The organism is Moritella viscosa, assembly GCF_900120065.1.
GTDB lineage: Bacteria > Pseudomonadota > Gammaproteobacteria > Enterobacterales > Moritellaceae > Moritella > Moritella viscosa.
On record NZ_FPLG01000113.1, the window covers coordinates 51,825 to 77,926 of the forward strand.

Below are 26,102 nucleotides of genomic sequence, written 5' to 3' on the forward strand. Positions count from 1 at the left end.
TTGCATAAATTGAAATTTGGAGACCGAATGAAGCACCAACCTGCCCGTATATTATCCCCAGTGGCGTTTGCCATTATTTGCGCGTTATCGAGTTCAGCTTTTGCCGAGCAGTCAAGTCGCGATAATACTGAAGAACAAATGACTGTCTTTGGCAAAGCTTATCGAAACACAGCGACAAAAACGGCTCTAGCGCCGATCGATACACCCCAAGCGATTACTGACGTAGATAGAGAAACGCTTGATTTACGAGGGGTGAAGTCGGTAGCGGAAGCACTGCGTTACGTACCCGCAGTGAATACTGAACTAAGGGGGGGCGCGGTTTCTCGATTAGATTTATTTAATATTCGTGGTTTTATTAACTATCAGAATTTTTATGATGGTTTGCCGCTGATGTTTAATGGCTGGAATCTACAGCCACAAATTGATTCAATTGCACTTGAACAAGTCGAAGTGTTTAAGGGGCCAACCTCTGTTTTATATGGCAATATCCCACCGGGCGGGATGGTCAATCTCATTGCTAAATCGCCACAACAAGAACAGAGTACGGATGTGACCGTGACGGGGGGGGATTTTGATCGTAAAGAACTCTCTATTGATTCAACAGGTCAGATTTCTGATACAAATTTATCTTATCGTGTTGTTGGTATGGTGCGTAAGAAAGATGGGCAAGCAGATACCTCGGAAGAAGAACGTTATGTTTTTGCCCCGTCTTTAGATTGGCAGGTATCTGATAAGACGCTCGTTAATTTTAATATTTATTACCAAAATGATCCATCAGCAGGTATTTACACGTCAGTACCTGGGGCGGGGAGTGTGTTATCAAATCCTAACGGGCAGCTTGATTCGAGTACTTTCACAGGTGATGAAAATTGGAATACCTATGAGCGTGAAGTATTGATGCTGGGCTATAAAATTAACCATGAGTTTAATAATAGCTGGGCCTTCTTGATGAATGCGCGTTACATGGATGCGGATGCTTACCAAGAAAATACCTATAACGGTGCGCTGCAGAGCGATATGCGTACCGTTGGCCGTAATGCGTATCTTACGGATGAGAAATCACAAAGCTTTGTTATCGACAATCAAATTTCAGGTCGTTTCAATACCGGCGTACTCGAACATAACGTGCTATTAGGGTTTGATTATCAGCAACTTGATTCGCGTATTATTTATAAAGATGCCAGTGCGCCATCGATTGATGTGTTTAACCCTAATCATCAACAAATTGACGGTAGCTCGCTTAATTTCACCTACACCACAGATTTTGATCTAGAAAGTAATCAAGTCGGACTTTATCTACAAGATCAGCTGGTATTAGGTAATTTGGTTGTCATTGCTGGTGGTCGTTATGATGAATATGAACAAACATCAACAGACCATGCTTCAGGGGTTGATACTGCAGCAGCCATTAAACAAGATAACTTTGCTTTCCGTTTAGGTGGTTTATATAGCTTTGATAATGGCTTAGCACCTTATGTTAGCTATGCGCAGAGCTTTGAGCCTGTAGTGGGAAAAGATCGCCATGGGAATGTGTTTGTACCATCGACGGGTGAGCAGTGGGAAGCGGGTCTGAAGTATGAATCTGCAGATATGAGTAAAAAGTTTGTTGTTTCACTGTTTAACATTACCAAGCAGAATGATTTAACGCGTGATCCGACAGGCACAGCATACGATAAAGTTCAAACGGGTGAAACTCAGTCTAGAGGTGTCGAGGTTGAAGCGAATGCAATGCTAACCGACAATATGGATCTTGCGGTGAGTTATACCTATATGGACATGAAAGTGACTGAGGATAATACTGGGTTGGAAGGTAAAACGCCGATTTGGGTACCAAAACATGCAGCTAATGTGTGGTTAAATTATTATCTTTATAACGGAATGGCTGCTGGTACGACTATCGGTACGGGTATCCGTTATGTGGGTGAAACACAGATTGATGCACTGAATAGAGATCAAGTACCTGATTACACATTAGTTGATCTGTCAGTTTCTTATGACCTGTCTTATTTAAGCGATAGTTTAGATGGTTCAAGTATTTCTGTGGTAGCAAGTAACTTGTTTGGAACTGACTATTATTCTTGTTATGACACGGACAATTGCTGGTTTGGTGCTGAACGTGATATCACAGCTAACGTGAAATTTAACTTTTAATTGTTAATTTTGTTTTCAATAGGGCCAGGTGTCATGCCTGGATAATTTATGCCTCTAGATAAAGATACCGATATGCAGGCTAAGTATTATGCGCAATTTTTTCAAACCGCGTTATCCATCACTCCCTTATTAAATGGGGGATTGGATCAACCTGAAAAAGCGCATTTTAATCCGCAGCAGGATAGTCAGGTTGCGATTAATAAATTGTATCATTATTGGCAGGTGCAACATCCAGAGGCAGGCTCTTCGTATTGGTTAACACGGGGTTGGACTATGTTGATATGGCAACCGCTATACCTCGCGTTTATTGGCGTTTATGCGACCCATGCTGTGCCTAAATTAAGCTTAGTTGGACAGTATCAAGGGGAGAATGGACTTGTCGCTGGATTCACCTTACCAGAATACCGTTTATTTACCGGGGATTTGCGGGAGTTAATCACTTATTCTGGACAAGAACTGAAGTTATTATTTGCTGCGTTACGAGAACAGTTTTCGCAGCAATATCGCTTGCGACCAGGTTTTGTTGCACATTTATTAGCAGACAGTATTTTAATCAACCTTAGTGCACTACAACAATTACGTACTGACCTCGATGCCTACCAACAGGCAAAACTTTGGTTTGCTGCGCTTGATTTACCGAATAAACACTTGAGTGCGCTTTATAAAGTCCCCAAAGCTGAAACATGGTCAGTTAAACGTATCAGTTGTTGCATGCATTACCGCCGAGATGACGGTGACTTGTGTTCTAACTGCCCAAAGAATAAGTAGGATTTAAATGTTTAAATTGAAAAATGTCATTGTGAACCGTGATGGGCGAGATATCTTAGCTATTGATCACCTGCACATCGATAGTCATGAGTTTACGGTGATCCTCGGTCACAATGGATCTGGCAAGTCGACCTTAGCACAAGTATTAGCAGGTCAGTTAAAACCTGATAGCGGTAAGGTTGAGTTCTCGGAACAAACAATGAGCTCACTATCAACAAAACTATTAGCGCAGAATATTGCGTTTTTACCTCAACGTTTACCCGAAGTCGCAGGGTTAACAGTGAAAGAACTTGTGCGGTTAGGACGTTTTGCTTGGCGAGGTACCTTCGGGCGTTATAACCAACAAGACACGGATATTATCCAAACGGCAATGCAACAAACCGATATTGTTCAATTTTCCGATCATATTGCAGATAGCCTTTCGGGAGGTGAACGCCAAAGAGCGTGGATTGCGATGTTGTTGGCACAGCAATCAAAGGTATTAATCTTGGATGAACCGACATCTGCACTTGATGTTGGCCATCAATATGATTTGCTATCACTACTGCAATCCCTTAATAAAGATACTGGGCAGGGAGTGATCGTTATCCTACATGATATCAATTTAGCACTAAGATTTGCGACGCGTGTGGTTGCTTTAAAACAAGGGAAAGTGAGTTTTTCAGGTGATCACAGTAAGTTGTTAGATAGTGAAAGACTCTCTGCCTTGTATGGTACTGATATTAAATTAATAGCTCATCCGAGCCGAGATGAGAAGGTTGCTGTTGTATGTTAAAGAGAAAAAAAATGACTAAATTTGTTCAATTATTTATCGTATCGGTACTGCTAGTAACACCGTTATTCTCACAGGCCGGAATAACGGTAACAGACAGTCAAGGTAACAAGCAGCTAGCGCAATATGCGCAGCGTATTGTGGTGCTTAATTGGGATCTGGCCGAGCAAATATTAGAACTCGGTGTCACTCCTGTTGGTATGCCTGACATAGCGGGTTATAAGGAATGGGTAAGTAAGCCTGAAGTGCCCGCTGAAGTGCAAGATATTGGTACCCGAGTTGAGCCTAATTATGAAAAGATCGCAGCGCTGAAACCGGATGTTATTATTTTTGCATCACCGCAAGCTGATTTACAAAGTAAATTGGAGCTAATAGCACCCGTATTATTTTATCAAACTTTTAGTGCATCTCATGATAATGCACAAGCAGCAATAGACAATTTTCTCAATTTAGCTGGTGTTGTTAATAGGCAAGAGCTTGCAGAACAAAAGCTTAAAGCAATGGCAGATAAGCTCGGTGATTTAAAGCAGCGCTTATTGCTGGCTTACGATGGGGAACTGCCAAAAGTTACGACAATGCGTTTTGCGAGTACAACATCTGTGTTTCTGTATGGCGGTAATTCGATGCCAGAATATGCCTTAAAGCAATTAGGTATAAAACCAGCGCTGGACCTGCCTGTAACCCAATGGGGAATAGTACAAAAACGCATCTCTGACCTTCATACCATTACGGATGGGACTGTGTTGTACTTTGAACCATTTGATAAAAAACAGGCATTATCTCGTTCAAGGTTATGGCAGTCGATGCCTTTTGTTCGGGGTAAGCGTGTTAATAGTGTTGCGACAAGTTGGAGTTATGGTGGGGCAATGTCAATTCAATACATTGCGGAAGGAATCACCGAAAGCTTATTAGCGCTAGCGGCTAAGTCGAATGAAATGTCCGCTAATTAGCGCATTGATTTTGTGGTATTAATCACGAATTTAAATAGAAACTTGTTAGAGCGGGAAGATAGATGTTGAGGTATTTAATGACAGTGCTGGCGTTGATGCTAGCGCTGTTTTTATCGTTGCAGTTACAAACTGAATTAACGATCACTGAGCAGTTAGCATTAATCTGTGGTTTAGAACCACGCGAGTTTGTTGAGGTTGATTTTGTTTACGCTATTTTACCACGTTTGGCTATCGCTATTTTGGTGGGGGCAAGCTTAGGTTTAGTCGGCAGTTTAATGCAACAGTTAACGCAAAACCCACTGTTATCGCCATTAACTTTTGGCTCCTCTTCGGGTGCTTGGTTAGCCTTGGTATTGGTGGCGGTATTTTTTCCTGATTTAGGTATTGAAAATAGTAATATATTTGCCTTATTTGGGGCGTTATTGGCAATGGCGTTAGTGTTACTCATTACTGGACTTAATAACCTTTCAGGCTTGCCCGTTATTCTTGCGGGGATGGCGGTTAATTTATTACTTGGTGCATTGGCGACTGCGGTTATTTTACTTAATGATCAATATGCTAAAAATTTGTTTATTTGGGGCGCAGGTGATCTTGCTCAAAATGGTTGGGATTGGGTGTATTGGTTAATGCCACGTATGCTGGTTGGGTTGATTATTTTAGCGGTAGCACCACGAGTATTAACGTTAATGCGCATTGGTCAGCAAGGTGCGAGCGCTCGAGGTCTTAACATTATGCCGGTATTTTTGCTGTTATTACTAGTAGGTGTATGGCTAATCTCATCTGCAATTACAGCCGTTGGTGTGATCGGTTTTGTTGGATTATTAACGCCTAATATAGCCCGATTTTTAGGTGCAAGAACCGCACGTGATGAACTCTATTATAGTTTGTTATTAGGGGCGCTATTTTTAGTGTTAACGGATAGTTTAGCTGCATGGTTAAGTCAGTTTACACTCGATTTTATACCGAGTGGAACCGCAGCCGCAATGATTGGTGCACCTGCGCTTATTTGGTTTAGTCGAAGTGCCTTAAAGGCACAAGATCAAATGGTATTTCGTTTACCACAAGGTATTAGCCGTTTAAGTAGTCGGGTTTTTATTGCTATTTTAGTTAGTCTGCTGCTCTCTGTGACGTTATCAAGTGTCTTCGTTATGCAAGATAGCGCTTGGGCATTCGCATGGCCTGATGCATTTTCTTGGTCGATACGATGGCCGCGTATTTTAACATCTTTAGCTGCGGGGGCAGGGTTAGCGGTTGCAGGTACAATTTTACAACGTTTGATTCATAATCCACTTGCGAGCCCTGATATTTTAGGCATTTCAGCAGGGGCTATTTTTGCGTTAGTATTTGCGAGTATGTTTTGGGGTATTACTATTTTCGAAGCGGGTCCAATGGTTGCATTCGTTGGTGCGATGGGGGCGTTAGTGATTATTTTACTTTTAGGTAAAAAACATGATTATTCACCACCGAAATTAATTCTTACTGGTATTGCGCTAACGGCATTAATTGAAGCCTTTGTACAATTTGCGCTAGCGCGTGGTAATGATGATGTTTATGGTATTTTAGCTTGGTTGGCGGGTTCTAGCTACAGAGTTAGTGCAGATCAAGCTGTGATTCTTGCCGTGAGTGTCATGTTATTATTACTATTAGCGTTCTCACTGTCACGTTGGTTAACACTAATATCTGCTGGAAAAGAAATGGCGTTTTCGCGAGGGTTAAATGGTTCCGTGGCATTTGTATTATTACTCTGTTTGGTCGCGCTATTAGTGGCGTTTGTCACCGCTAATATGGGGCCTGTTGCCTTTATTGGTTTACTTGCACCTCATATGGCAGCTATGTTGGGCGCAAAAAGCGTCAAGCAACAATTGTTGGTTAGCGCGTTACTAGGGGGATTTTTAGTGCAATTTTCTGATTGGCTTGGTCAGGTTGTGTTATATCCGGCTCAGCTAGCTGCTGGTATTTTGGTTTCTCTTATCGGAGGAAGCTATTTTATTTTCTTATTGATTAAAGGTCGATTAAGTACCTAGGATTATATGTTGAATAACAATTTCTTAGCGTGTAGGTTAGGTATAAACGAACGGCTAGTACGCTAAGGATATTTAATGATAATAAGAAAAGCCAATTTAGATGATGTTAATGAAATTAGTCAGTTAATCGCACTACTTGTCGTTAAATACATTTTACCCACTTGTAGTAAAGAGGGTGGGTTGTTAATTCTTAATTCTATGGCGCCAAATTGTATATCTAACTATTTAGATGCAGGCTATGTTTATCATGTTGCAGAGTTAAATGGCGAACTAATTGGTGTTGTTGGGATGAAAGAAAATACGCATTTGTACCATCTATTTGTTGCAGACTCACAACAAGGGAAGGGGTTATCTAGAACATTATGGGAACTGGCGAGAGACGTATGTTTAGCTAATGGTAACGAAGGCAAGTTTACGGTTAATTCAGCGTTGAATGCTGCTGATGTGTATTTAAAATTTGGATTTGTGCCTGTGAGTGGCGTTCGGGAAAGAGCAGGTATTAAAGATATGCCAATGGAATTGACTTTATATTATTAAAATCTCTAAGTGGGCAATTATATTATGCTTTAGAGTATTGATTTATTTTGTTAACAAGTTAGAGTACTCATTCTATATTTATATCGTGTTTCCGCTTAAGCTAGAATGAGTTGATGTTATGAAAAACAATAACGGATTTACATTAATTGAATTAGTGATAGTGATCATCGTTTTAGGTGTTCTAGTCGCGACAGCTATCCCTAAATTTATTCATATGAAGCACGATGCAAGTAGTGCTGTAGTGCAAAGTGTCAGTGCGACGTTGAAAGCGGCAATAGGCTTGGTCAATGTTCGTAAAGAAATTGACGGGTCAGAAACGAGTGTCGATTATAATGGTAATACGGTCACATTAGTGGCTGGTAATCCTAAGCCAGATGCAAGACAGATGCGCTATTTGCTGAATATGGATCTACCGAGTTCAACTTGGACGCCAAGTTGGTTAACTGTACCTTGTGATAACTCTGCATTTTGTATTCTTGGTAATCGCAGTTATACGAATGAGCCGGCTATTGATACGGTTACATCAGGGCATGTTGTTTTCTTTTGGCCAAATGGGTATGTACTTGGAAGTTGCTTTGCCTACTACGCTAATTTAGAAATTGAAGGTTCTCAGCCTATTATTGGTTTTGAAGATTCGGGTTGTTAAGTTATTCTTCCTCGCCCATTGTTCCCATCAAATATCTCCAACTGATCATCATCCCGTGAAGATCGCTCGTTACTGTTATTGTAGTCAGCAAAATACTGCAAGTCAGTAACGATAATCTAGAGTTTTTCATTTGTAATGTCCTTGGTCATTTGTCTTTGAATCGTCATTAGTGTGCGGTATTTATACATCCAGCCTAGCTTTGAAGTATTTTTTGAATTATTTCATCGTTTCTGATGTCTGCATTAAGTATTTTATTCATGGAGGTGATTTTGTGCGCTTGATATATGCCTATAATGGATAAGTCGTTGTAAATACTATTTACAAGGCTATTATTGAATAACAGTTTGTGCGACGGTTTACCATATTTTTAACGTTATTTGAAACACGTAAGAGTCTTATTGGAGATATTATATGAAGGGAATTCTAGCAACTACAGTTATTACCAGTTTGCTATTATCTGGCTGCAGTGAGGAACAGGTTGTAATACCTGAACCAGACTCTCGGCCTGTTAAGTTACAAGCGGTTGATGTCGGTATAAAAGATACATTTCGTACCTTTCCTGGTGTGGTTGAAGCAGACGACAAAGCGGTACTTGCATTCCGTGTTTCAGGTCTTTTATCCTCGGTCGATGCCAACCCCGGCGACAATGTTGTAAAAGGGCAAAAGCTTGCTAGTTTGAACCAAGATGAGTTTTTATTACAAGTCGAACAGGCACAGGCAAATTATGAATTGGCTTCGGTACAGTTTAAACGTGATGCTAAATTGCGTAAAACAAATGTTGTGTCTGAACTAGCATTTGATACTTCTAAGGCTAAGCGTAACCAAGCGCAAGCAGCGTTAAGTAAACAAGAATCCAACCTCGGTTATGCGACTTTGGTAGCCCCTTATGATGGTACCTTATCCTTATCTTTAAAGGAAAATCATGAATATGTAATGGCGAAAGAACCTGTGATGCATATTCAGCGTGCGGGTATTATCAATGTAACATTCCAATTACCTGAACAACTACTTACGCGTTTCAATAATGAATATAGTCGTAATCCTACCGTTATTTTCGATACTATCCCGGGCGAAGCATTTCCTGCTCAATTTAAAGAAATTGATACCGAAGCAAATGCAACAAACTCCAGCTATAAAGTAACCTTGTATATGGATCGTCCTGAAGGCAAAAACATTTTACCTGGGATGGCTGGTTCAGTCCGTATTGCGCTTCCAAAAGGCAGTGTTGGTTCGATTTCACCACAAGCGTTAATGAAAAAGGGGGATTCATATTTTGTATGGCAGGTTGATGATCAAGGTTTTGTGCGTAAGCGTGAAATCGAATTAGATGAAAATAGGCGTGTAACGAAGGGCTTGAATGATGGTGATAACGTTGCGATTTCGGGCGTAAATCAATTGCGCGAAGGTCAGAAAGTGAGACCGTGGGTCAAGGAACGAGGACTGTAACATGAGAAAATTTCCCTCTATTGTTATTGCGCTTAGTGCGATGACAATATTACAAGGTTGTGAAAAACCAATTGTTGAGCCAAGACAAAAAGTACAGTTAGTTAAAGTCGATACTGTGCAATTAGCGGAAGAAATGGCGAAGTTATCGTTTCCTGCAGTGGCTGTTGCGGCGGATAAGTCAAGTTTGTCTTTCCGGTTGCAAGGCGAGGTTACATCTGTTGCTGTTCGTCCGGGAGATCGAGTGACTCAGGGGCAAATACTTGCTCAAATTGATCCGACTTATTACCGTTTAGAAGTTGATGATGCAAAAGCGGAATACGCGATTGCAGATAGCCAATATCGTCGTTCGGCAAAGCTTGTTGATCAAGGTTATATTGCGCCGTCTCAATTTGATGAGCTTAAAGCGCAGCGTCGTATTGCTAAAGCAAGGCTGGATATTGCCAAGTTAAATTTGAGTTTTACGGCGTTGAGAGCGCCGTTTTCAGGTGTTATTTCACATGTACCAATTCAGCAGTTTGAAAATGTTCAAGTGGGCCAGCAGGTGATGAATATTCACAGTACAACGACGGTCGATATTCAATTACAAGCACCGGACACTATTTATTCTAAAAGTTCAGCGGTACAAGTTGAAGCCTCTAGACCTGGCGCTAAGATTATTACGGCTGATGGCACTGAGTATGATGCACATTTAAAAGAGTTCACTACAGAACCCGATCCTAAAGTGGGCTCATTTGTCGTAACACTGACGATGCCAATGCCTAAAGATAGATTTATTCTTGATGGGATGGCTGTTGAGGTGCGTGCTGATGCTCAAAAGCTAAATATTTATAAGACCAATGAACCGTTTATTCCGCTCGAAGCGATTTTAAATGAAGATGGCGATGATTTGAATTTAACACAAAAATTCGTTTGGATTGTGAACAGTGATAATACAGTGAGTAAGCGCCAAATTGTGACGGGTAAAGTGGTCAATGATGGTGTTCGTTTACGCTCGGGCTTATCAGTCGGTGAGAAAATTGTGGTTGCAGGTGGTAATCGTTTACGTGAAGGTCAATCGATTAAAATTTTTGATGATTCAATAAATAATTCAACACATACTGAAGAGGCTGGACAATAATGAAACAAGATATCGCCGCCTATTTTATTAAAAATAAAGTGATCAGCTGGATGATTACACTCATCTTCTTAATTGGCGGTACGATGGCCTTTTTTGGTTTAGGTCGATTAGAAGATCCTGCATTTACAATTAAAGACGCGATGGTCGTGACATCTTACCCAGGTGCTACGCCATTACAAGTTGAAGAAGAGGTCACTTATCCACTTGAAAAAGCTATCCAACAATTAACGTATGTTGATGAGGTGAATTCTATTTCTAGCCGTGGTTTGTCACAAATTACGGTGACGATGAAAAATAATTATGGCCCGGGTGATTTACCACAAATTTGGGATGAATTACGCCGAAAAGTGAATGATATAAAATCCCGTTTACCGCCTGGTGTAGCTGAACCATCAGTGATTGATGATTTTGGTGATGTATACGGTATTTTGTTGGCGATAACAGGTGATGGTTACTCTTACAAAGAATTGAATGATTATGTTGACTATTTACGTCGAGAAATCGAATTGGTAGATGGTGTTGGTAAAGTATCAGTATCTGGCGTGCAGCAAGAACAGGTATTTATTGAAATGTCGATGCAACGTTTAAGTAGTTTGGGCATTTCGCCAACGACTATTTACAACACGTTGGCAACGCAAAACTTGGTATCGAGTGCTGGTGCGGTGAGGGTCGGCTCGGAATATATCCGTGTTCACCCAACTGGCGAATTTACCGATGTTGACTCGTTAGGCGATCTAATTATTACAGAAGATGGTGCACAAGGGCTGATTTATCTACGTGACGTCGCAACGATTAAGCGTGGGTTTAAAGACGTACCCGATAACTTAGTCACCTTTAACGGTAAGGTCGCATTGAATGTTGGCGTGTCATTTATTTCTGGTGTTAATGTTGTCGAAATGGGTAAAGGGGTTTATCAACGTCTAGCAGAACTTAAAGAGCAACAACCGATTGGTATCGATATTGATATTGTATATAGCCAGCCAGATGAAGTTGATAAGTCAGTAAAAGGCTTCATTATTAGCTTAGGTCAGGCTATTGCTATTGTTATCATTGTTTTACTTTTATTCATGGGGGTACGTGCTGGTATTTTAATTGGACTAATCCTGTTGCTAACCGTTTTAGGTACGTTTGTATTTATGAATATGATGGCAATTGATCTGCAGCGTATTTCACTTGGTGGATTGGTGATTGCATTAGGTATGCTGGTGGACAACGCCATTGTTGTGGTTGAAGGTATTTTAATTGGGGTGCAAAAAGGTCGAACACGCTTACAGGCGGCAACTGATATTGTCACGCAGACTAAATGGCCTTTATTAGGTGCAACGGTTATTGCTGTTACTGCATTTGCTCCTATTGGTTTATCACAAGATTCAACGGGTGAATATACCCAAACGTTATTTAGTGTGTTACTTATCTCGTTGATGCTAAGCTGGTTTACGGCCATATCACTGACGCCATTTTTTGCCGATATGTTTTTTAAAGGTATTAAAATTGATGCGGAAAGTGAAGAAAATGACCCGTATAAAGGGGTTGTCTTTGTTGTTTATAAACGCGCATTAGAAGCATGCATGAAAAATGCGTGGATAACAGTATTCGCATTAATCTTAATGTTAGCGGCAAGTTTGTATGGTTTTACGCAGTTAAAACAAGCGTTTTTCCCGTCGTCAACCACACCTATGTTTATGGTTGATGTTTGGCTACCGGAAGGTACTGATATTCGTGCTACCAATGAAAAACTACGTGAGCTAGAAGAGATGGTCAGAGCCAATGACCTAGTATTACATGTATCTTCAAGCACGGGTAAAGGGTCACAACGCTTCATGCTAACTTATGCACCAGAGAAAAGTTATGCATCGTATGGTGAATTGATTGTACGCGTTGCTAGTTATGACGATGTAATGCCAATGCTGCGTAAAGTAAGCGGGGAACTTGATTCACTGCATCCGGATATTGAATATAAACTAAAACGTATTGAGTTAGGGCCTGCATCAGGTTCGAAAATTGAAGCGCGTTTAGTCGGGTCTGATCCAACGGTATTGCGGGGTTTAGCACAGCAGGCTATTGATATTATGCGTGCCGATCCAGGGGCGTTTAATGTGCGCCATGACTGGCGTGAACGGACTAAGGTGATTGAACCTGTGTTTAACGAAAGTCAGGCTCGTCGATATGGTATTACTAAATCAGACGTTGATGATTTATTGCAAATGGCATTTTCTGGTCTGTCTGTTGGTATTTATCGTGACGGTACAAACCTGTTACCCATTATTGCTCGATTACCTGAAAAAGAACGTGTGGATATCAGTACGGTTGAAGGTATGAAGATCTGGAGTCCTGTATTGAAAGGTTATGTGCCACTACAACAAGTGGTATTAGCGGTTAATATTCGTTGGGAAGATCCGATTGTTGTGCGTAAAAACCGTAAACGTATGTTGACCATATTTGCAGATCCCGATCCTTTAGGTGATGAAACTGCTGCAACCTTACAAAAACGGATTCAACCGTTAGTCGAAGGTCTTGATTTCCCACCGGGTTATTCACTCGAATGGGGTGGTGAATATGAATCGTCTTCGAAAGCGCAAGCGTCATTATTCCAAACGATGCCTATGGGCTATTTGTTCATGTTTTTAATTACGGTCTTCTTATTTAATAATGTGAGAAATGCGGTGATTGTATGGGCAACCGTACCTTTAGCTATTATCGGTGTAACAACAGGGCTACTCGCGCTTAATACCCCATTTGGCTTTATGGCACTGTTGGGCTTCTTGAGTTTGTCAGGCATGCTGGTTAAGAATGGTATTGTATTACTTGATCAGATTGAAATTGAGATTCACAGTGGTAAAGAAAAGTATCAGGCGGTTGTTGATGCGGCTGTGAGTCGTGTTCGTCCTGTTTGTATGGCGGCAATCACAACGGTATTAGGTATGATTCCCTTGTTACCTGATGTGTTCTTCAAACCTATGGCTGTCACTATCATGTTTGGTTTAGGGTTTGCTACTGTTCTTACACTGATTGTTGTACCTGTGTTATATAGTATGTTCCACAGGTTACAAATAATAGAAAAATAGCGTGATGAGAAAATGAAGGAGGAGCCATGATAGGCTCCTTTTTTATTAGTATTTTTTAAATTGACTAATTAAACGCTGCATTGCTTCTAATCTATCAACCAATTTACGAGTGCCTTCCACTGCGTTTTCACCGTTTTCTGAGGTCGCTACACTGAGTTGAGTAATATGTTCAACATTACGTGAAATCTCATCGCTTACACCAGCTTGTTCTTCTACTGCCGACGCTATCTGGTGGCTGTTATCTGTGACCAAATTTAATTTATTATTAATTTTAGCTAAGCATTCACCAGTTTCAGCTGCTTGATCATTACATTGTCGAGATAATTCCACACCACGATCGACAGAGTTAACCGCTTGTTCGGCTGTTTGCTGAAGTTTTGCTATCATTTGTTGGATTTCGCCTGTCGACGCTTGTGTTTTTTGTGCTAAAGAACGCACTTCATCTGCAACCACTGCAAAACCTCGGCCCTGTTCACCTGCTCGAGCTGCTTCAATTGCGGCATTTAAGGCAAGTAAATTGGTTTGATCTGCTATTACGCCTATAACATCAAGAATCCCACCTATTTGTAGACAATCTTTTGACAATTCATTGATAACATTTTTTGAGTTATCGAGTTCTTTGTGTAGTACATGCACTGAATTTATCGTCGTTTCAACACTATTTTGACCATCGGATGACATTTGTTGTGCTTCTGATGTTAGCGAGGATGCTTGTACTGCACTTTCTGAAATATCACGGACAGATAGCGACATTTGCTCCATCGCGACACGGACCTGTTCTGTCGCATCATTTTGTTGCGCTAGATTGGTTTGTATTTGTTTGGTTTGAGAAAATTGGTTTTCTGCAGACTGTAGAATATCACCGGATGTTTCGCTGACTCTACCGACAATGGCGCGTAGCTCTGCTTGACGCATTTTTAACGCTAATTCGATTGTGGAAAACTCATCTTTTTTACCCGTATAGACATATTCCATTAACGGGTTATTGTATGCTTTTTTAGCTAATTGAGTTAAATGCTTAATTCTATTTTGTGTGTACCAGATTATAGCTAAAGAACATGATGTAGTGACCGCTGTCGCTATGGTTAATAATGATATATTTGAAGTAAGTAATTGTGCAGCTAAAATAAGTAGGGTGGTTGCGGTTAGGCTAAATAATATCGTATTTTGTTTAAAGCGTAGTTCTGAGAGAGAGGTTGACTTACCTGTACTCATTTTTTTATATAGTACTGAGGCTCGATTGACCGCTTCTCTATCGGGTTTACTACGCACTGATTGATATTCAATTATTTCATCATTTGCATTTTTAATCGGAGTGACAAAGGCTGATACCCAGTAATGACCGCCATTTTTACAGTTGTTTTTTACCAATCCCATCCAGCTTTTACCGGAACTGATATATTGCCATAACTGAGAAAAGGCTTGTTTAGGCATATCTGGGTGGCGAACTAAATTATGCGGTTGGTGGTACATTTCATCTATTGTATACCCTGCAACGTCGGAAAAGTGTTGATTAGTGTGGGTAATATTACTTTGTGGATCGGTTGTTGAAATAAGATTTATTGATGCAGAATAGTCTACTTCAGCATCGTGTGGTTTGGCTTTAACATCAACTACAGGTATTGTCATAGCTATCTCTATTATAAAAAGTATTTTTTTAGCGTATCAAATAAATTAATGACAAACTTTGACCTGTGTTATCTTTTATTTGTTAATGTTAGTGTGTTGTTAGTTTATGTTGACACTGTGTTTTTGTATGTGTTTGTCCATCGGCCATGTGATTGATTTTGTTACCCTAAACTATCAGTCATAGATCACATGCTGGGTTGTTTTAAATGACGTCACTCGACTTTAACGGCTGGAGTTTTTATTATTTATGAGATATTCGAATGGAAATACTTAAAAGTTACTGGGGGTATAATATGAGAATCAATGTACAAGATACTGTATTTTGTTTGGTTGACGTGCAAGAAAAACTTTTTCCGCATGTGGTAAATAACGATGTTGTTGAGAAAAACCTGATTAGGTTAGTCAAAGGATTAAAACTGCATGACGTGCCTTTTATTATTAATGAACAATATAAGAAAGGCCTTGGTGGTACGATCCCCGCGTTACAGGAATTAGTTGAATCAGCCCCGCATTTTGATAAAACGTCTTTTTCATGTTGTGGTAATGAGGCTACGCTAACAGCAATTAAAAATACGAATAAAAAAGTAGTTATCGTTGCCGGAATAGAGACGCATGTCTGTGTACTACAAACGTGTTTAGATCTACTTAAAGAAGGGTTACAGCCTGTTCTTGTAACAGACTGTGTGAGCGCACGTTCTGAATTTGATTCGAAAATGGCAATTGAAAGATTAATGCAAGCGGGGGTTATACCGACTACTTATGAATCAATCTTATTTGAACTTACAGCAAATGCTAAAAACCCAATCTTTAAAGATATTAGTCAATTAGTTAAATAAACATAGTGTAATAATACAAGCAAGTCTTAACATATTTATTGACGCGATTCCTTTAGCCGGAAGTTTTCGTTTCCGGCTCAATTTATTTCCACGTTATTTATTCTCTAGCTCTGTTAATTTCTTCAATCGTTCATGCAAAAACGCATAAAAGCATTTGACTCGCGCACTGTGTTTTGAATCTTTATGGTAGACGAACCAAATGGCTTCTTCTGATTGAGGTGAATTCAACTGCACTTTAACCAGTGAAGGGTAGAATTTGGCTTGATGTTCACCCATAGGTCCAATGCCCATACCTTCAATTACTGCTTGGTTCACATCTGGAAAGTGATTGCTTTGAAATACAATTCTACTTTTATCTATATTATCCACGATATGACGGACAAAAGGGATTCGGTATTTGTCGGCAGTAGGTAAAGCCCAGTAGTGCTGATTATATGAACTGTTTGTTGTGGGTTTACCAAATGTTTGTATGTATTCTGCTGACGCGAAATAACTTGTTTTAAAGCGGGTTAATTCTTTAACAATCAAATCTGCACCATCTGGTTTTGGGCCAACTCGTAATGATACATGAGCTGCACCAGATTCGAGTGGTACGATATCGTCAGTTGAGAGTACCTTGATCCTGATCGCAGGGTGAATGTCTCTAAAGGCCTTTAGCGCTGGAGCAAGTTGTGCTGAATAAGAGTTGATGGTTGATATACGTAATTCGCCACTGATATTACTCTCAATATTTTGTAACTGATGCTCTAGCTTGCTAAATCTAGCAATAAGATCAGGTAATTCTTCTATTAAGATCGCACCAGCATCCGTGACTTTATAACCGCGTTGGTGGCGGAAAAATAACTTTATCTCAAGTGCCGATTCTAATTGATTGATGCGTCTTAGCACCGTCGCATGGTTAATACCCAGTGATTTACCTGCCTGACTTAAGCTGCCATCAATGGCGACTTGATAAGCTATTTTATAATCATCCCAAGAAATATTTTTCATATCTAAATTCTTTTAATTATGTTTACAGGTTGATAAATACTCAACTTAAACAGGTGGCTATATTGGCATCTGCCAATGGGGTTATTTAATTTAATGTAAAGGTTCTGTGCATATTTGCACAATAGTTTCGCATTAATCGTTATTTTTTAATAGCTAAAACCTGATTATTATATATCCACTGATTTGAAGGATGCATAAATGTTAAAAAATACTAAGACTGCTTATGGCTGGATATCGATTTTGTTGCACTGGGTTATGGCATTAACCATTTTTGGTATGTTTGGCTTAGGCTTATATATGGTCGAGCTAACTTATTATGATACTTGGTATAAAGGCTCGCTCGATTTGCACAAGAGCATTGGTATTTTATTGTTTGGTTTATTATTGGTTCGCACTGTATGGCGCTGGACCAATATCAGCCCAGATAGCGCAGACGAGCATGCGAGTAAATTTGAAATAACGAGCGCGCATTTGGTTCACCTTGGATTATACCTACTCATGTTTACATTAATGATATCGGGATACTTAATTTCGACTGCCGATGGGCGTGGCATTAATGCGTTTGAGTTATTTAGTGTACCTGCAATCCCATTCTCTATTGATAATCAAGAGGACATTGCGGGCGAAATACATGAAATTTTGGCATGGGGGCTAATTGTTCTCGCTGGTGTGCATGGCATCGCTGCGATTAAGCATCACTTTATTAATAAAAATAAGACGCTAGTACGTATGTTGAAAGTACGGCAAGCAGAAAACAAATAACAGTAGTGATTTTATCGGACCTTAAATATTAAAGGCAAATTCAAATGGAAAATAGAATGAAAAAACAAATTTTAGCCGCTGCTATTACAGCAAGTTCACTTTTCGCTTTAGTAGCGCCAAATGCCGCACAGGCTGCAGATTATAAAGTGGACGTCGATGGTGCTCATGCCTCAGTGCAATTTAAAATTAAGCATTTAGGTTATAGCTGGTTATGGGGCCGTTTTAATACTTTTGATGGTGGTTTTTCATATGATGAGAAAGCGCCAAGTGCGTCTAAAATTAATTTTGTTATCGACACTGCTAGTCTAAATTCAAACCATGCAGAGCGTGATAAACATTTAAAAAGCAATGACTTTCTTGATGTGAAAAAGTTTCCGAAAGCGACATTTAAAAGTAACAACATCAAATTTAGCGATGATGAAAATGGGACTGTAACAGGGGCATTCACCCTAAAAGGTATCACTAAAACAATTACATTCCCTATTGCTAAAGTTGGTGAAGGTTCAGATCCTTGGGGCGGTTATCGAGTTGGTTTTACTGGTGAAACAAGTCTTAAATTAACAGACTATGGTATTACTACAAACTTAGGTCCTGCGTCAGCTTATGTTGATATGATCTTGAATATTGAAGGCGTACGCTTGTAAATCGAACGTTTCCTTAATCTGAAAAAAGCCAGTTACTCGTTATAAACAGTGACTGGCTTTTTGGTTGTGGATGTTTAGTTGAGATTTGGTTGGCGATAAATCGTGATGCTATAGCTTTTTAGTATTTGTCGCTCAACAGCACTGGATAGAATGAACATCATCAAATAGCCACAACAAAGTGCCACAATAATCGCTATTACGTTGTCAGTAAATTGATTGAATAGCTCAAACGAAACGACCAAAGTGACGATACCGCTGATGCGAATACATAGGCTCTGTATGAAACGGCCATGTGCTTTTATGTAGCATAATTGATAAGCATTAAGCATAAGGAAGATGAAAAACATTGAAAAATGTAATAGGACAGGGATTGCACCATCATATTCTGCAGGGAAAATTGTTAAAACTAACGTATTGCCAAACAGCAGCATAACTCCGAAAAAGCTAATACTTACAAGGGCTGATACCTTAAATATCCAATTACGAATAAGCTTAATTTGTTGATGGTCGCCATTGCGCACACAAACCGCTAATTCAGGTAATACAAAACGGTAAATAGGAAAAACAAACAGTAATGTTAGATAGGTAAATACCGGTCGTACAACAACTTGGAAATCACCGAGTTCGTCAATACTAAAATGACGAATGGTGAGTAGCACGGTTATGTATATCATTAAAATACTTGCACCCGCTTCTAAAGATGCGGTAAAACTCTTTTTTACAAAATTGAGTAACTTGGGATCAAGATGTACACTCGATAACGGACGTGTAGAAATATCCTTACGACGATGTTTAAACATATAAACAGCAATCGCCAGTGATGATAACGTTAATCCTGAAAAGAGTGAAACAAGGGCATCTAGACCAAGTAGATAATAGCAAGTGAAGAACATGAACACATTGGCCAAGGGTTCTAGCCATACTACCTTATTGGAAATATTATACAGTCGATACATGGCAATAAGATTGGTGAAATATACTTTGAGCCCCATACCAAATATGATACCAACCAACTGGTAATAACTTACTTCAATATGCAGTTGATGTTTAATATAAGGAATAACCAAACCCCAAGTAATTAATACCATGGTGATTAAACTATATCGGAAGATGTTAATAATATCGCGGTCATTTTGGGTTTGTGAGTAAGTCACTACCATGGACGAGCGAAATCCAGTCATTAATATTAACGATAAAGAAATGATATCAACGACACTATGAAAGAGGGCAAGGTCGTCCTTTGGGATCCAGTGAGCCAACCAAATCTTAAAGCTAAAGCCGATTGCAATGCTAATTAATGTAACCCAAATGCCCTGTGTAAATGCATTTTTAACGCGGTTTAATGATGTATTTTCCATAGACGCCATAATTCGGAGTTAGTTTATATGAGCACTCGTAAGTGACGGAAGTTATCGAAATAAGAAATATTATAATCTAATTGAAAATCATTCGCAATTGCATTGTTGATGTAAGCTTAATCATAGTCAAGGTTATGCTATTAACTTTTCGAGATATGTAGTAGTTTATTTTCAATAGTTTATTAATGGATATTTTCGGAGTGAGGGTATATGGCGAGCATGATTTGTTTTGGTGATAGTATTACACGCGGTGAAAGTGATGCTGACTATGGGGGTTGGGCAGACCGTATTAAAACTCGTTTAATTAAACAATTTGTGGAAACGGGTAAAGATAAGATTAGTGTCTTTAATATGGGGATTAGTGGTGAAACGACAAATGGTTTGATCCAACGTTTTCAACATGAGTTTTTGACCCGACAAGCCGTTGATAAACAGGATACCGTGCTATTTGGGTATGGTGCGAATGACCTTGCTAAGCAAGACGGTAGCTACCTTGTTAATATTGAAACGTATATTGACAACATAAGTCGCTGTATTGAGTTTTCAATTGAGAAGGGTGCTAATGTTGCTCTGATTAATATCACGCCAATTGCAGCCCAGCTTGATGGTATTCCGAATGTAAATAATCGTATTCGCAATGATGAAACCATCCGTCATTATAACCAAGCATTGTTGGCTTTGTCGGTGAAGTATGATGTTGATTTAATTGATGTTTACACGCCATTCAATGATCGTAAAGAAATCTATTTAACGGCCGATGGATTACACCCAAACAGCGCGGGGCATGAGTTGCTATATCAAGTAATAAGCTCGGCGTTGTTATCGTGACCTTAATGTTTAAGCATTAAATAGGCAAAAAGTGTTTGTGTAATATACATTGCTGCATAAATACTGACCTATTAGACCTTAAGTGTTCGTTTCCTTAGGTTTTTTTTGATCTACCCCTATTAACTCGGTTATTAATTTTGCAATATTCTTTGAAGCTCCTATGATGAAACTTCTCCTATTTAAGAAAAGCGAGCAATTATGACTAACAATTATTCTGATACACTGTTTGAAGAAATGAAATTACTGGCTAAATTCCCAACAAAATCTCATTTAGAAGGTATTAAGGTTCATAATGAAGCAGGCCCCTCTGTTGTTAGTGCTGCGAAATCACTTTTTGAAAAAGGGCTTATTACACGAGACGACGGTGGGTATTTAACCGATAGCGGTATTGAAATAGCAGATCATCTACACCGAGTTTTAGCACCTTTAAGCTAAATAAATAATGATATTATCTAAAGCAGTTAGCCGCTGTAATATAGGTTACTAACTGCAATTTCCTCTATGTTCCTATTGATCTAAGCTGTTTCACATAATCGAGAGTCTTCAATATCAATTTCTGGACGAGGGCTTAACATCGATGCATTGTTGGCCATATTACTAATTATTTCAACGCTTTCTTTTTTTATATCATCATTATGCTGTGAAGAGGATAATAGATGGATATGATCTGATACCGTCTCAATGGCGCTGTCTAGCACTTCATTCTCAAGTTCAGTAAAAGCATCATCGATGTAGCTTGCTAGTTCTGTTAAGTCTGGTAATGCAGAGCGACAAGCGACAAGACCAACATGAATAGAGCCGTTGTAGCTATATAGCGTAATGTTTAGCGACATACCCGGTGGTAGTACTGAAATTGGGAAGCATTTATCCATTTTAGCACCCATCATATATAACGCTTTGCTTGGTCCTGGTACATTAGATATGAGTACATTGCCCATTGGCGGTAATATTGTATCCAAGTTCAATAGTTCACTCGCAGCGGCTAGGCCTTGGCTTGCTAATGTATAACTCGTTAATGCTTCTTTGGTTAATAACCTCGTTTCATTTTTTAATTTGATGCATGACTCTTTGACTGTCATTAAACGCTCAAGTGGACGCTCACCAGCATAAGCTAATTCGACTAAACTAATTGCTACTTGGTTGTTAGACACCTTGTCTGAAGCATCACGTAAACTTATTGGCATTTGCGCTACTAATGGTTTTTTAAGTACTACGTTACGTGTTTTTAGGTAGTTATGGATAGCCATATCGCAAACAGTAATAACAACATCATTAATTGTGGCACCTGTTATGCGGCCAAGTGTTTTAACACGTGAGAGTGACAGTGATTTCATTGCGGCACGGCGTGCACGCTTTGGACTAACTGAAAATAGTGTTTTAGGCGCCATAAAAGGTGTCGGCATATCTGCTTTGTACATGCTTGCAGCTTGAAAAAGTAGTTTTGTTGTTAGCTTGGTTAATGATGGAATTGATTTCACATGGTTTGTTACAAGTTTTGAAGTATCAGATAATAGTGACAATGCTGTTTTTGTTATTCTTGCTTTTTGTGGGTGATCAATTGCCCAAAATGCCGTCATTGGTGATTCCACATTTTCGCTCAAATAAGCCATGATTAGTTGGTTTGCTTTAGCGCCGTCAGTGAATGCGTGGTGGACTTTAACGTAAATAGCAAATTTGTTATCAGCTAAGCCGTCAATTAAAATCATTTCCCATAATGGGCGGCTACGATCGAGCAATGTTTCATGTTGGTGTTCAACAAAACTAAGTAACTGATCTTCATTACCTGGTTTTGGCAGCATAGCGAAGCGTACATGATACGACAGATCGATATTGTTATCTTCTTGCCAGAAGTATTGACCCGTGATTTGTTTTTTTAGTTTGTTGTTAAATGGTTTTTTAATATCTTTCTGTGACATTAAATTATCAAATAGATCTCGGCTAAAGTTACCTGGGTAATTTTTTGGGGTTGAGAATATTTGTAATCCTGCTACGTGCTTTGGACTTGTAACTGTTTCGGTGTATAAAAAACCCATATCAACTAACGTGAGTGCTTCCATAGTCATTCCCTATTTTCTTGATGTGATTGATAGTTTGCGTCCGATTTAGTCGTACCGCGCATATCATCACATAGTGATGTTATGACTTGCTGTCACGGATGTTAAAGTTATATGTATAGTACACGGGTACTCACAAAGTGATATGTTATTGTGACATAAATTTACGCAAATGAAATATTTCCACGATTTATTATAGTACTTTAATTGTTTTTAACTTTTTGATTGTTAAGGTTTAAATATGTTTGTTAGATTCATAATTGAATGTTTGTAGCAGGTTGTTTTGTTGTTACTGAAGGTCGATTGGCATAATTAACTGTATATATTTGTCAACGATTACCTTGTTATCGTTAACTTTGTTGTTAGCTAGATTTTAATGCTATTGAATGATTTTAATAAAATGATGTAAATTCTTTGATTCTTTATTAATTAACTGGAAAAATGAAGTGTTAATAAATTGTAGGAATATTTATAATCTATTGAGATATTGACGTTTTTAACCCCTTTGAGTAGTAAGCTGGGATTTTTTTTAAACAGATGTCGTATTGTTTATTTCATTATTATGGATATTACTAGGGTATATGAGAGAAATATTAAGAAATAAAATAATCGCTGTTTGTGAAAACAAAATAGAAAAAAAAGGGACGAATGTTGGTCTCTCATTTTATGCGTTCTTCGCGAATAAGAATGATGATCCAGCGTTATTAATGGAAGCTGCACACTGGTGGATTATGACGCATAAGTTAGATCACTTTGAGAAAGCGGTAAAAATAAAAGCGTTGGTGGAATCAGAAATGACTAATTAACAAAGGTCACGGCATGTTTTCGAAATGTATTTAGGTGATGATTAATATTATTTATGGATCTATCTATCAAGGAAGATTAATGAAAAATACAAAAATTGCTGTCGCGCAAATCTCTTCGGTTGACGGGAATGTAACGGAAAACATAGCTGTTCATATGAATGCTATTGAAAAAGCTGTATCTGTAGGTGTTTCATATATTGTATTTCCTGAGTTATCACTGACAGGTTACCTGCCTGAATGTGCCTCCAATCTTGCTTTTACTGTTGACGATAAGCGTCTTCAACCACTCATTGATATTGCAAAATTAAACAAGATAACAGTAGGGGTCGGTCTACCGCTGTTAACGACGGGACTGCCGCATATTGGTTTAGCTATTATTTATCCAACAGGACGAGTAGAAAGCTACGCTAAAATGAATTTACACTCAGGTGAAGAGACATATTTTTCAGTTGGCGATAAGCGACATAGCTTTCAACTGAATAATATAACGGTCGCTAATGCTATTTGTGCTGATACTAATCATATTGAGCATGCTAAAGGGTGTGCAGCACTCGGTGCTGATGTATATATGGCGAGTGTGTTAATCACGGCGGGGGGTTATGACGCCGATACTCAGCTGATGAGCAGCTATGCTCGGGAGTTCAATATGCTCGTAGCAATGGCTAATCATAATAGACCTACCGGTAATTGGGATCCAGTAGGAAAGAGTGCGATTTGGACAAAGTCAGGTCAACTTATTTGTGCTGATGAAAGTCATAATGCACTTGTTATTGCTGAACGGAAGGATAATGACTGGATAGGCCAAGTCATTAACCTTTAATCCATCATCGAATTCACATCAGGACTAAATCTTGCCGTTTCAGTCGCTTTAATGAGTGGTATTGAATTAAAAAAACGCATTTTATAATCTGTATCTTGATTGTTATAAGTCGCGCGAACTGACAGTGCGACGCGGTGAATGTTGTTGGGATAAAACAACCAACTACGCCAGGTATTCGCATCGTCAATACGGTGAGCTGCAAAGCTTAATTTAATGTTTTCAATAGAGCTGATGTTTTTCTTCTGGTGGTTTTCCGGCAGGCTGAAACTAAAGTCTTTCAACGGGATCGACAAACCTAACCCCCATGCTTTGATGTAAGATTCTTTTAATGTCCAATAATCAAAGAAACGACTCGCTTGCTGCGCTATTGGTTGGGTGAGTAAATCCTCGACCTCAACTTGAGAGAATGAGTGCTTCGCAATACTTAATACATCACTTGTTCGGCTGGTATTTTCTACATCACAACCAATATCGTCATTAAGCATTACCGCGCAAATGATCATATTGTCGGTGTGGCTGATATTAAAACGTAATGGCAGGGGTGGGTTAACAATCTCGGGCTTATCTTTTTCACCTTTGACAAATTTCCAGTCTGCGGGTGGCACATCAGCATAACGTGATAACAAATCACGGACAAAAGCGCGGGTTATTAATGCACTGTGGCGATCTTTTTCAAAACGAAATCGTTGCTGTTTTGTCGTTTCTTCTGGTGCCAACAGGCGACTATAAGCACGTAATAATTCAGGTTGTTGGATTCTTTTCGGGTCTACTGACCACAGGTGAATTTCATTCGTAGCTAATGTTAGTTGATCTGTTGATGTTGAAAGCACTATTTATTCCATTGAGTGACGAGGTGTAAGCTAATTTAGCTATCTTATCATGATATATATAATGAACATAAATCAACCTTGATTTTGTGTTGCCCCCAATGCAGGTAATATTTATTGTATTGGAGGACGTTGGCTTAATCAAATTACGGCATGAGTAAAGGAAAATAGAGAGGAGAGAGCTAAAAGCCATCAACAGCTTTTAGCTCGTATTCGTTTATAAAAAGTGCTTATAAAAAGTACCTAGAAAAAGTACCAGCTAGAATGGATACCAGAACAACTCTGTTGCCATAACACGTTTGATAATGGCTAACGTCACCACCAAGGTAATTAGCCCCATCACTGCGTAATCTTGCTTAGTCATTGGTTTTAAGCTGTACCACGTACGCATCTTGTTATGACCAAAACCACGTAATGTCATCGCATTCGAAATCTCGTCTGCGCGATCTAGGCTTGAGAAAATTAATGGCCCTAAGATCTTGGCCACATTTTTAATACGCGACAGTACAGATACATTCTTTGATAAATCCACGCCACGTGCTTGCTGTGCATGCATGATATTAACAAAATCATTCTTCACATCAGGTAAATAGCGTAGCGTTAAACTTACCGCATAGGCAATTTTGTAGGGTACACCGAGTCGGTTTAAACTCGCGGCAAACTCTGTCGGATGTGTTGTAAACACAAATACCAAGGCAATTGGGAACATACTGAAATATTTCAGCGTTACCGTCAGCAGGTAATACAAGGCTTCCTGTGTCAGGGAATAATCTCCCCAGAGCGACAATAAAATGGTACTTGAACCAATATACTCAACGCCTTGCTGTGGTGCTAACAAGAACATGAATAATGCGTTTATAGTGAGTACACTTGCCGTGGCAATGAGCAAAGTTTTGTAAACCGGAAAGGGCACCTTAGTTAATTTAAGCAAGGTACAGCCTGTAATGATTAGCGCGAGAATAAGGCGTAAATCAAAGGTCGTTAACACCACTGTTACCCAAGCTAAAAACAAGACGAACTTAGTGACACCATTAAGCTGATGCAGTGCTGAATGATGTGGTTTAATTCTACC

General features: G+C 39.2%; 23 protein-coding genes. 17 read left to right on the plus strand and 6 right to left on the minus strand.

What is annotated here, in order from left to right:
- The first annotated feature begins 27 nt into the window (after positions 1–27).
- The 10 genes from BT797_RS18085 (at position 28) to BT797_RS18130 (ending at position 13,476) form a co-directional block, all read left to right on the plus strand.
- The gene (locus BT797_RS18085; protein ID WP_075473094.1) at positions 28–2,151 is read left to right on the plus strand and encodes a TonB-dependent siderophore receptor; all 2,124 of its coding nucleotides are present in this window, start codon (positions 28–30) and stop codon (positions 2,149–2,151) included.
- Between the two features lie 48 nt (positions 2,152–2,199).
- A complete protein-coding gene (locus BT797_RS18090) occupies positions 2,200–2,919 on the plus strand; it encodes a siderophore ferric iron reductase (protein ID WP_244534226.1) in 720 nt (239 codons plus the stop codon).
- Between the two features lie 7 nt (positions 2,920–2,926).
- Positions 2,927–3,694: an ABC transporter ATP-binding protein gene (locus tag BT797_RS18095; protein ID WP_075473095.1), complete on the plus strand. Its 768-nt coding sequence runs from the start codon at positions 2,927–2,929 to the stop codon at positions 3,692–3,694.
- Positions 3,695–3,705: 11 nt separating this feature from the next.
- On the plus strand, positions 3,706–4,641 hold the full coding sequence (locus tag BT797_RS18100) for an iron-siderophore ABC transporter substrate-binding protein (RefSeq protein WP_244534227.1): 936 nt from the start codon (positions 3,706–3,708) through the stop codon (positions 4,639–4,641).
- A 62-nt stretch (positions 4,642–4,703) separates the two neighbouring features.
- Positions 4,704–6,665: a Fe(3+)-hydroxamate ABC transporter permease FhuB gene (fhuB, locus tag BT797_RS18105; RefSeq protein ID WP_075473097.1), complete on the plus strand. Its 1,962-nt coding sequence runs from the start codon at positions 4,704–4,706 to the stop codon at positions 6,663–6,665.
- 75 nt (positions 6,666–6,740) lie between these two features.
- Positions 6,741–7,202 (plus strand): GNAT family N-acetyltransferase, encoded by a 462-nt coding sequence (locus BT797_RS18110; RefSeq protein WP_045110664.1) that lies wholly within the window; start codon positions 6,741–6,743, stop codon positions 7,200–7,202.
- Positions 7,203–7,320: 118 nt separating this feature from the next.
- The gene (locus tag BT797_RS18115) at positions 7,321–7,848 is read left to right on the plus strand and encodes a type II secretion system protein (protein ID WP_075473098.1); all 528 of its coding nucleotides are present in this window, start codon (positions 7,321–7,323) and stop codon (positions 7,846–7,848) included.
- A 411-nt stretch (positions 7,849–8,259) separates the two neighbouring features.
- On the plus strand, positions 8,260–9,294 hold the full coding sequence (locus tag BT797_RS18120) for an efflux RND transporter periplasmic adaptor subunit (protein ID WP_045110662.1): 1,035 nt from the start codon (positions 8,260–8,262) through the stop codon (positions 9,292–9,294).
- A 1-nt stretch (position 9,295) separates the two neighbouring features.
- Complete coding sequence (locus tag BT797_RS18125; protein ID WP_075473099.1) at positions 9,296–10,411, plus strand: efflux RND transporter periplasmic adaptor subunit; 1,116 nt, start codon at positions 9,296–9,298, stop codon at positions 10,409–10,411.
- Positions 10,411–13,476: an efflux RND transporter permease subunit gene (locus tag BT797_RS18130; protein ID WP_075473100.1), complete on the plus strand. Its 3,066-nt coding sequence runs from the start codon at positions 10,411–10,413 to the stop codon at positions 13,474–13,476. Before BT797_RS18125 ends, BT797_RS18130 begins: the two co-directional genes overlap by 1 nt.
- Positions 13,477–13,521: 45 nt before the next feature.
- Here BT797_RS18130 and BT797_RS18135 read toward each other — a convergent pair whose 3' ends face one another.
- The gene (locus tag BT797_RS18135) at positions 13,522–15,105 is read right to left on the minus strand and encodes a methyl-accepting chemotaxis protein (RefSeq protein ID WP_045110659.1); all 1,584 of its coding nucleotides are present in this window, start codon (positions 15,103–15,105) and stop codon (positions 13,522–13,524) included.
- Between the two features lie 293 nt (positions 15,106–15,398).
- Here BT797_RS18135 and BT797_RS18140 point away from each other — a divergent pair, with 293 nt between their 5' ends.
- Entirely contained in the window at positions 15,399–15,941 is a 543-nt protein-coding gene (locus tag BT797_RS18140; RefSeq protein WP_045110658.1) for a hydrolase, read from the plus strand.
- Between the two features lie 93 nt (positions 15,942–16,034).
- Here BT797_RS18140 and BT797_RS18145 read toward each other — a convergent pair whose 3' ends face one another.
- Positions 16,035–16,931: a LysR family transcriptional regulator gene (locus BT797_RS18145; protein ID WP_045110657.1), complete on the minus strand. Its 897-nt coding sequence runs from the start codon at positions 16,929–16,931 to the stop codon at positions 16,035–16,037.
- Positions 16,932–17,129: 198 nt separating this feature from the next.
- Between BT797_RS18145 and BT797_RS18150 the strand changes: the two genes are divergently transcribed.
- A complete protein-coding gene (locus tag BT797_RS18150) occupies positions 17,130–17,693 on the plus strand; it encodes a cytochrome b (RefSeq protein WP_045110656.1) in 564 nt (187 codons plus the stop codon).
- A gap of 56 nt (positions 17,694–17,749) precedes the next feature.
- The gene (locus BT797_RS18155) at positions 17,750–18,337 is read left to right on the plus strand and encodes a YceI family protein (protein WP_045110655.1); all 588 of its coding nucleotides are present in this window, start codon (positions 17,750–17,752) and stop codon (positions 18,335–18,337) included.
- Positions 18,338–18,411: 74 nt separating this feature from the next.
- On the opposite strand, the gene BT797_RS18160 is transcribed toward BT797_RS18155, so the two are convergent.
- A complete protein-coding gene (locus tag BT797_RS18160) occupies positions 18,412–19,695 on the minus strand; it encodes a lipopolysaccharide biosynthesis protein (protein WP_075473102.1) in 1,284 nt (427 codons plus the stop codon).
- 210 nt (positions 19,696–19,905) lie between these two features.
- On the opposite strand from BT797_RS18160, the gene BT797_RS18165 reads away from it, so the two are divergent.
- Positions 19,906–20,523: an SGNH/GDSL hydrolase family protein gene (locus tag BT797_RS18165; RefSeq protein ID WP_045110653.1), complete on the plus strand. Its 618-nt coding sequence runs from the start codon at positions 19,906–19,908 to the stop codon at positions 20,521–20,523.
- 198 nt (positions 20,524–20,721) lie between these two features.
- Positions 20,722–20,958, plus strand: a complete 237-nt coding sequence (locus BT797_RS18170) for a TIGR02647 family protein (protein ID WP_045110652.1) — start codon at positions 20,722–20,724, stop codon at positions 20,956–20,958.
- 80 nt (positions 20,959–21,038) lie between these two features.
- Here BT797_RS18170 and BT797_RS18175 read toward each other — a convergent pair whose 3' ends face one another.
- On the minus strand, positions 21,039–22,580 hold the full coding sequence (locus BT797_RS18175) for a wax ester/triacylglycerol synthase family O-acyltransferase (RefSeq protein WP_045110651.1): 1,542 nt from the start codon (positions 22,578–22,580) through the stop codon (positions 21,039–21,041).
- A gap of 578 nt (positions 22,581–23,158) precedes the next feature.
- On the opposite strand from BT797_RS18175, the gene BT797_RS18180 reads away from it, so the two are divergent.
- Complete coding sequence (locus BT797_RS18180) at positions 23,159–23,383, plus strand: DUF6500 family protein (RefSeq protein WP_045110650.1); 225 nt, start codon at positions 23,159–23,161, stop codon at positions 23,381–23,383.
- Positions 23,384–23,462: 79 nt separating this feature from the next.
- Positions 23,463–24,203, plus strand: a complete 741-nt coding sequence (locus tag BT797_RS18185) for a carbon-nitrogen hydrolase family protein (protein WP_045110649.1) — start codon at positions 23,463–23,465, stop codon at positions 24,201–24,203.
- Here BT797_RS18185 and BT797_RS18190 read toward each other — a convergent pair.
- Both BT797_RS18190 and BT797_RS18195 read right to left on the minus strand, forming a co-directional pair.
- Complete coding sequence (locus BT797_RS18190) at positions 24,200–25,033, minus strand: 4'-phosphopantetheinyl transferase family protein (protein WP_045110648.1); 834 nt, start codon at positions 25,031–25,033, stop codon at positions 24,200–24,202. The two genes, BT797_RS18185 and BT797_RS18190, sit on opposite strands and share 4 nt — an antisense overlap.
- Positions 25,034–25,289: 256 nt before the next feature.
- Positions 25,290–26,102 (minus strand): energy-coupling factor transporter transmembrane component T family protein (locus tag BT797_RS18195; RefSeq protein WP_211705546.1); only part of this gene is annotated, 813 nt, incomplete at its 5' end.

Excerpts from the sequence above, each read along its gene's own strand:
- BT797_RS18085 (WP_075473094.1), top strand. The coding sequence starts at position 28 with ATGAAGCACCAACCTGCCCGTATATTATCCCCAGTGGCGTTTGCCATT.
- BT797_RS18090 (WP_244534226.1), top strand. The coding sequence starts at position 2,200 with ATGCCTCTAGATAAAGATACCGATATGCAGGCTAAGTATTATGCGCAA.
- BT797_RS18095 (WP_075473095.1), top strand. The coding sequence starts at position 2,927 with ATGTTTAAATTGAAAAATGTCATTGTGAACCGTGATGGGCGAGATATC.
- BT797_RS18100 (WP_244534227.1), top strand. The coding sequence starts at position 3,706 with ATGACTAAATTTGTTCAATTATTTATCGTATCGGTACTGCTAGTAACA.
- fhuB (WP_075473097.1), top strand. The coding sequence starts at position 4,704 with ATGTTGAGGTATTTAATGACAGTGCTGGCGTTGATGCTAGCGCTGTTT.
- BT797_RS18110 (WP_045110664.1), top strand. The coding sequence starts at position 6,741 with ATGATAATAAGAAAAGCCAATTTAGATGATGTTAATGAAATTAGTCAG.
- BT797_RS18115 (WP_075473098.1), top strand. The coding sequence starts at position 7,321 with ATGAAAAACAATAACGGATTTACATTAATTGAATTAGTGATAGTGATC.
- BT797_RS18120 (WP_045110662.1), top strand. The coding sequence starts at position 8,260 with ATGAAGGGAATTCTAGCAACTACAGTTATTACCAGTTTGCTATTATCT.
- BT797_RS18125 (WP_075473099.1), top strand. The coding sequence starts at position 9,296 with ATGAGAAAATTTCCCTCTATTGTTATTGCGCTTAGTGCGATGACAATA.
- BT797_RS18130 (WP_075473100.1), top strand. The coding sequence starts at position 10,411 with ATGAAACAAGATATCGCCGCCTATTTTATTAAAAATAAAGTGATCAGC.
- BT797_RS18135 (WP_045110659.1), bottom strand. The coding sequence starts at position 15,105 with ATGACAATACCTGTAGTTGATGTTAAAGCCAAACCACACGATGCTGAA.
- BT797_RS18140 (WP_045110658.1), top strand. The coding sequence starts at position 15,399 with ATGAGAATCAATGTACAAGATACTGTATTTTGTTTGGTTGACGTGCAA.
- BT797_RS18145 (WP_045110657.1), bottom strand. The coding sequence starts at position 16,931 with ATGAAAAATATTTCTTGGGATGATTATAAAATAGCTTATCAAGTCGCC.
- BT797_RS18150 (WP_045110656.1), top strand. The coding sequence starts at position 17,130 with ATGTTAAAAAATACTAAGACTGCTTATGGCTGGATATCGATTTTGTTG.
- BT797_RS18155 (WP_045110655.1), top strand. The coding sequence starts at position 17,750 with ATGAAAAAACAAATTTTAGCCGCTGCTATTACAGCAAGTTCACTTTTC.
- BT797_RS18160 (WP_075473102.1), bottom strand. The coding sequence starts at position 19,695 with ATGGAAAATACATCATTAAACCGCGTTAAAAATGCATTTACACAGGGC.
- BT797_RS18165 (WP_045110653.1), top strand. The coding sequence starts at position 19,906 with ATGGCGAGCATGATTTGTTTTGGTGATAGTATTACACGCGGTGAAAGT.
- BT797_RS18170 (WP_045110652.1), top strand. The coding sequence starts at position 20,722 with ATGACTAACAATTATTCTGATACACTGTTTGAAGAAATGAAATTACTG.
- BT797_RS18175 (WP_045110651.1), bottom strand. The coding sequence starts at position 22,580 with ATGGAAGCACTCACGTTAGTTGATATGGGTTTTTTATACACCGAAACA.
- BT797_RS18180 (WP_045110650.1), top strand. The coding sequence starts at position 23,159 with ATGAGAGAAATATTAAGAAATAAAATAATCGCTGTTTGTGAAAACAAA.
- BT797_RS18185 (WP_045110649.1), top strand. The coding sequence starts at position 23,463 with ATGAAAAATACAAAAATTGCTGTCGCGCAAATCTCTTCGGTTGACGGG.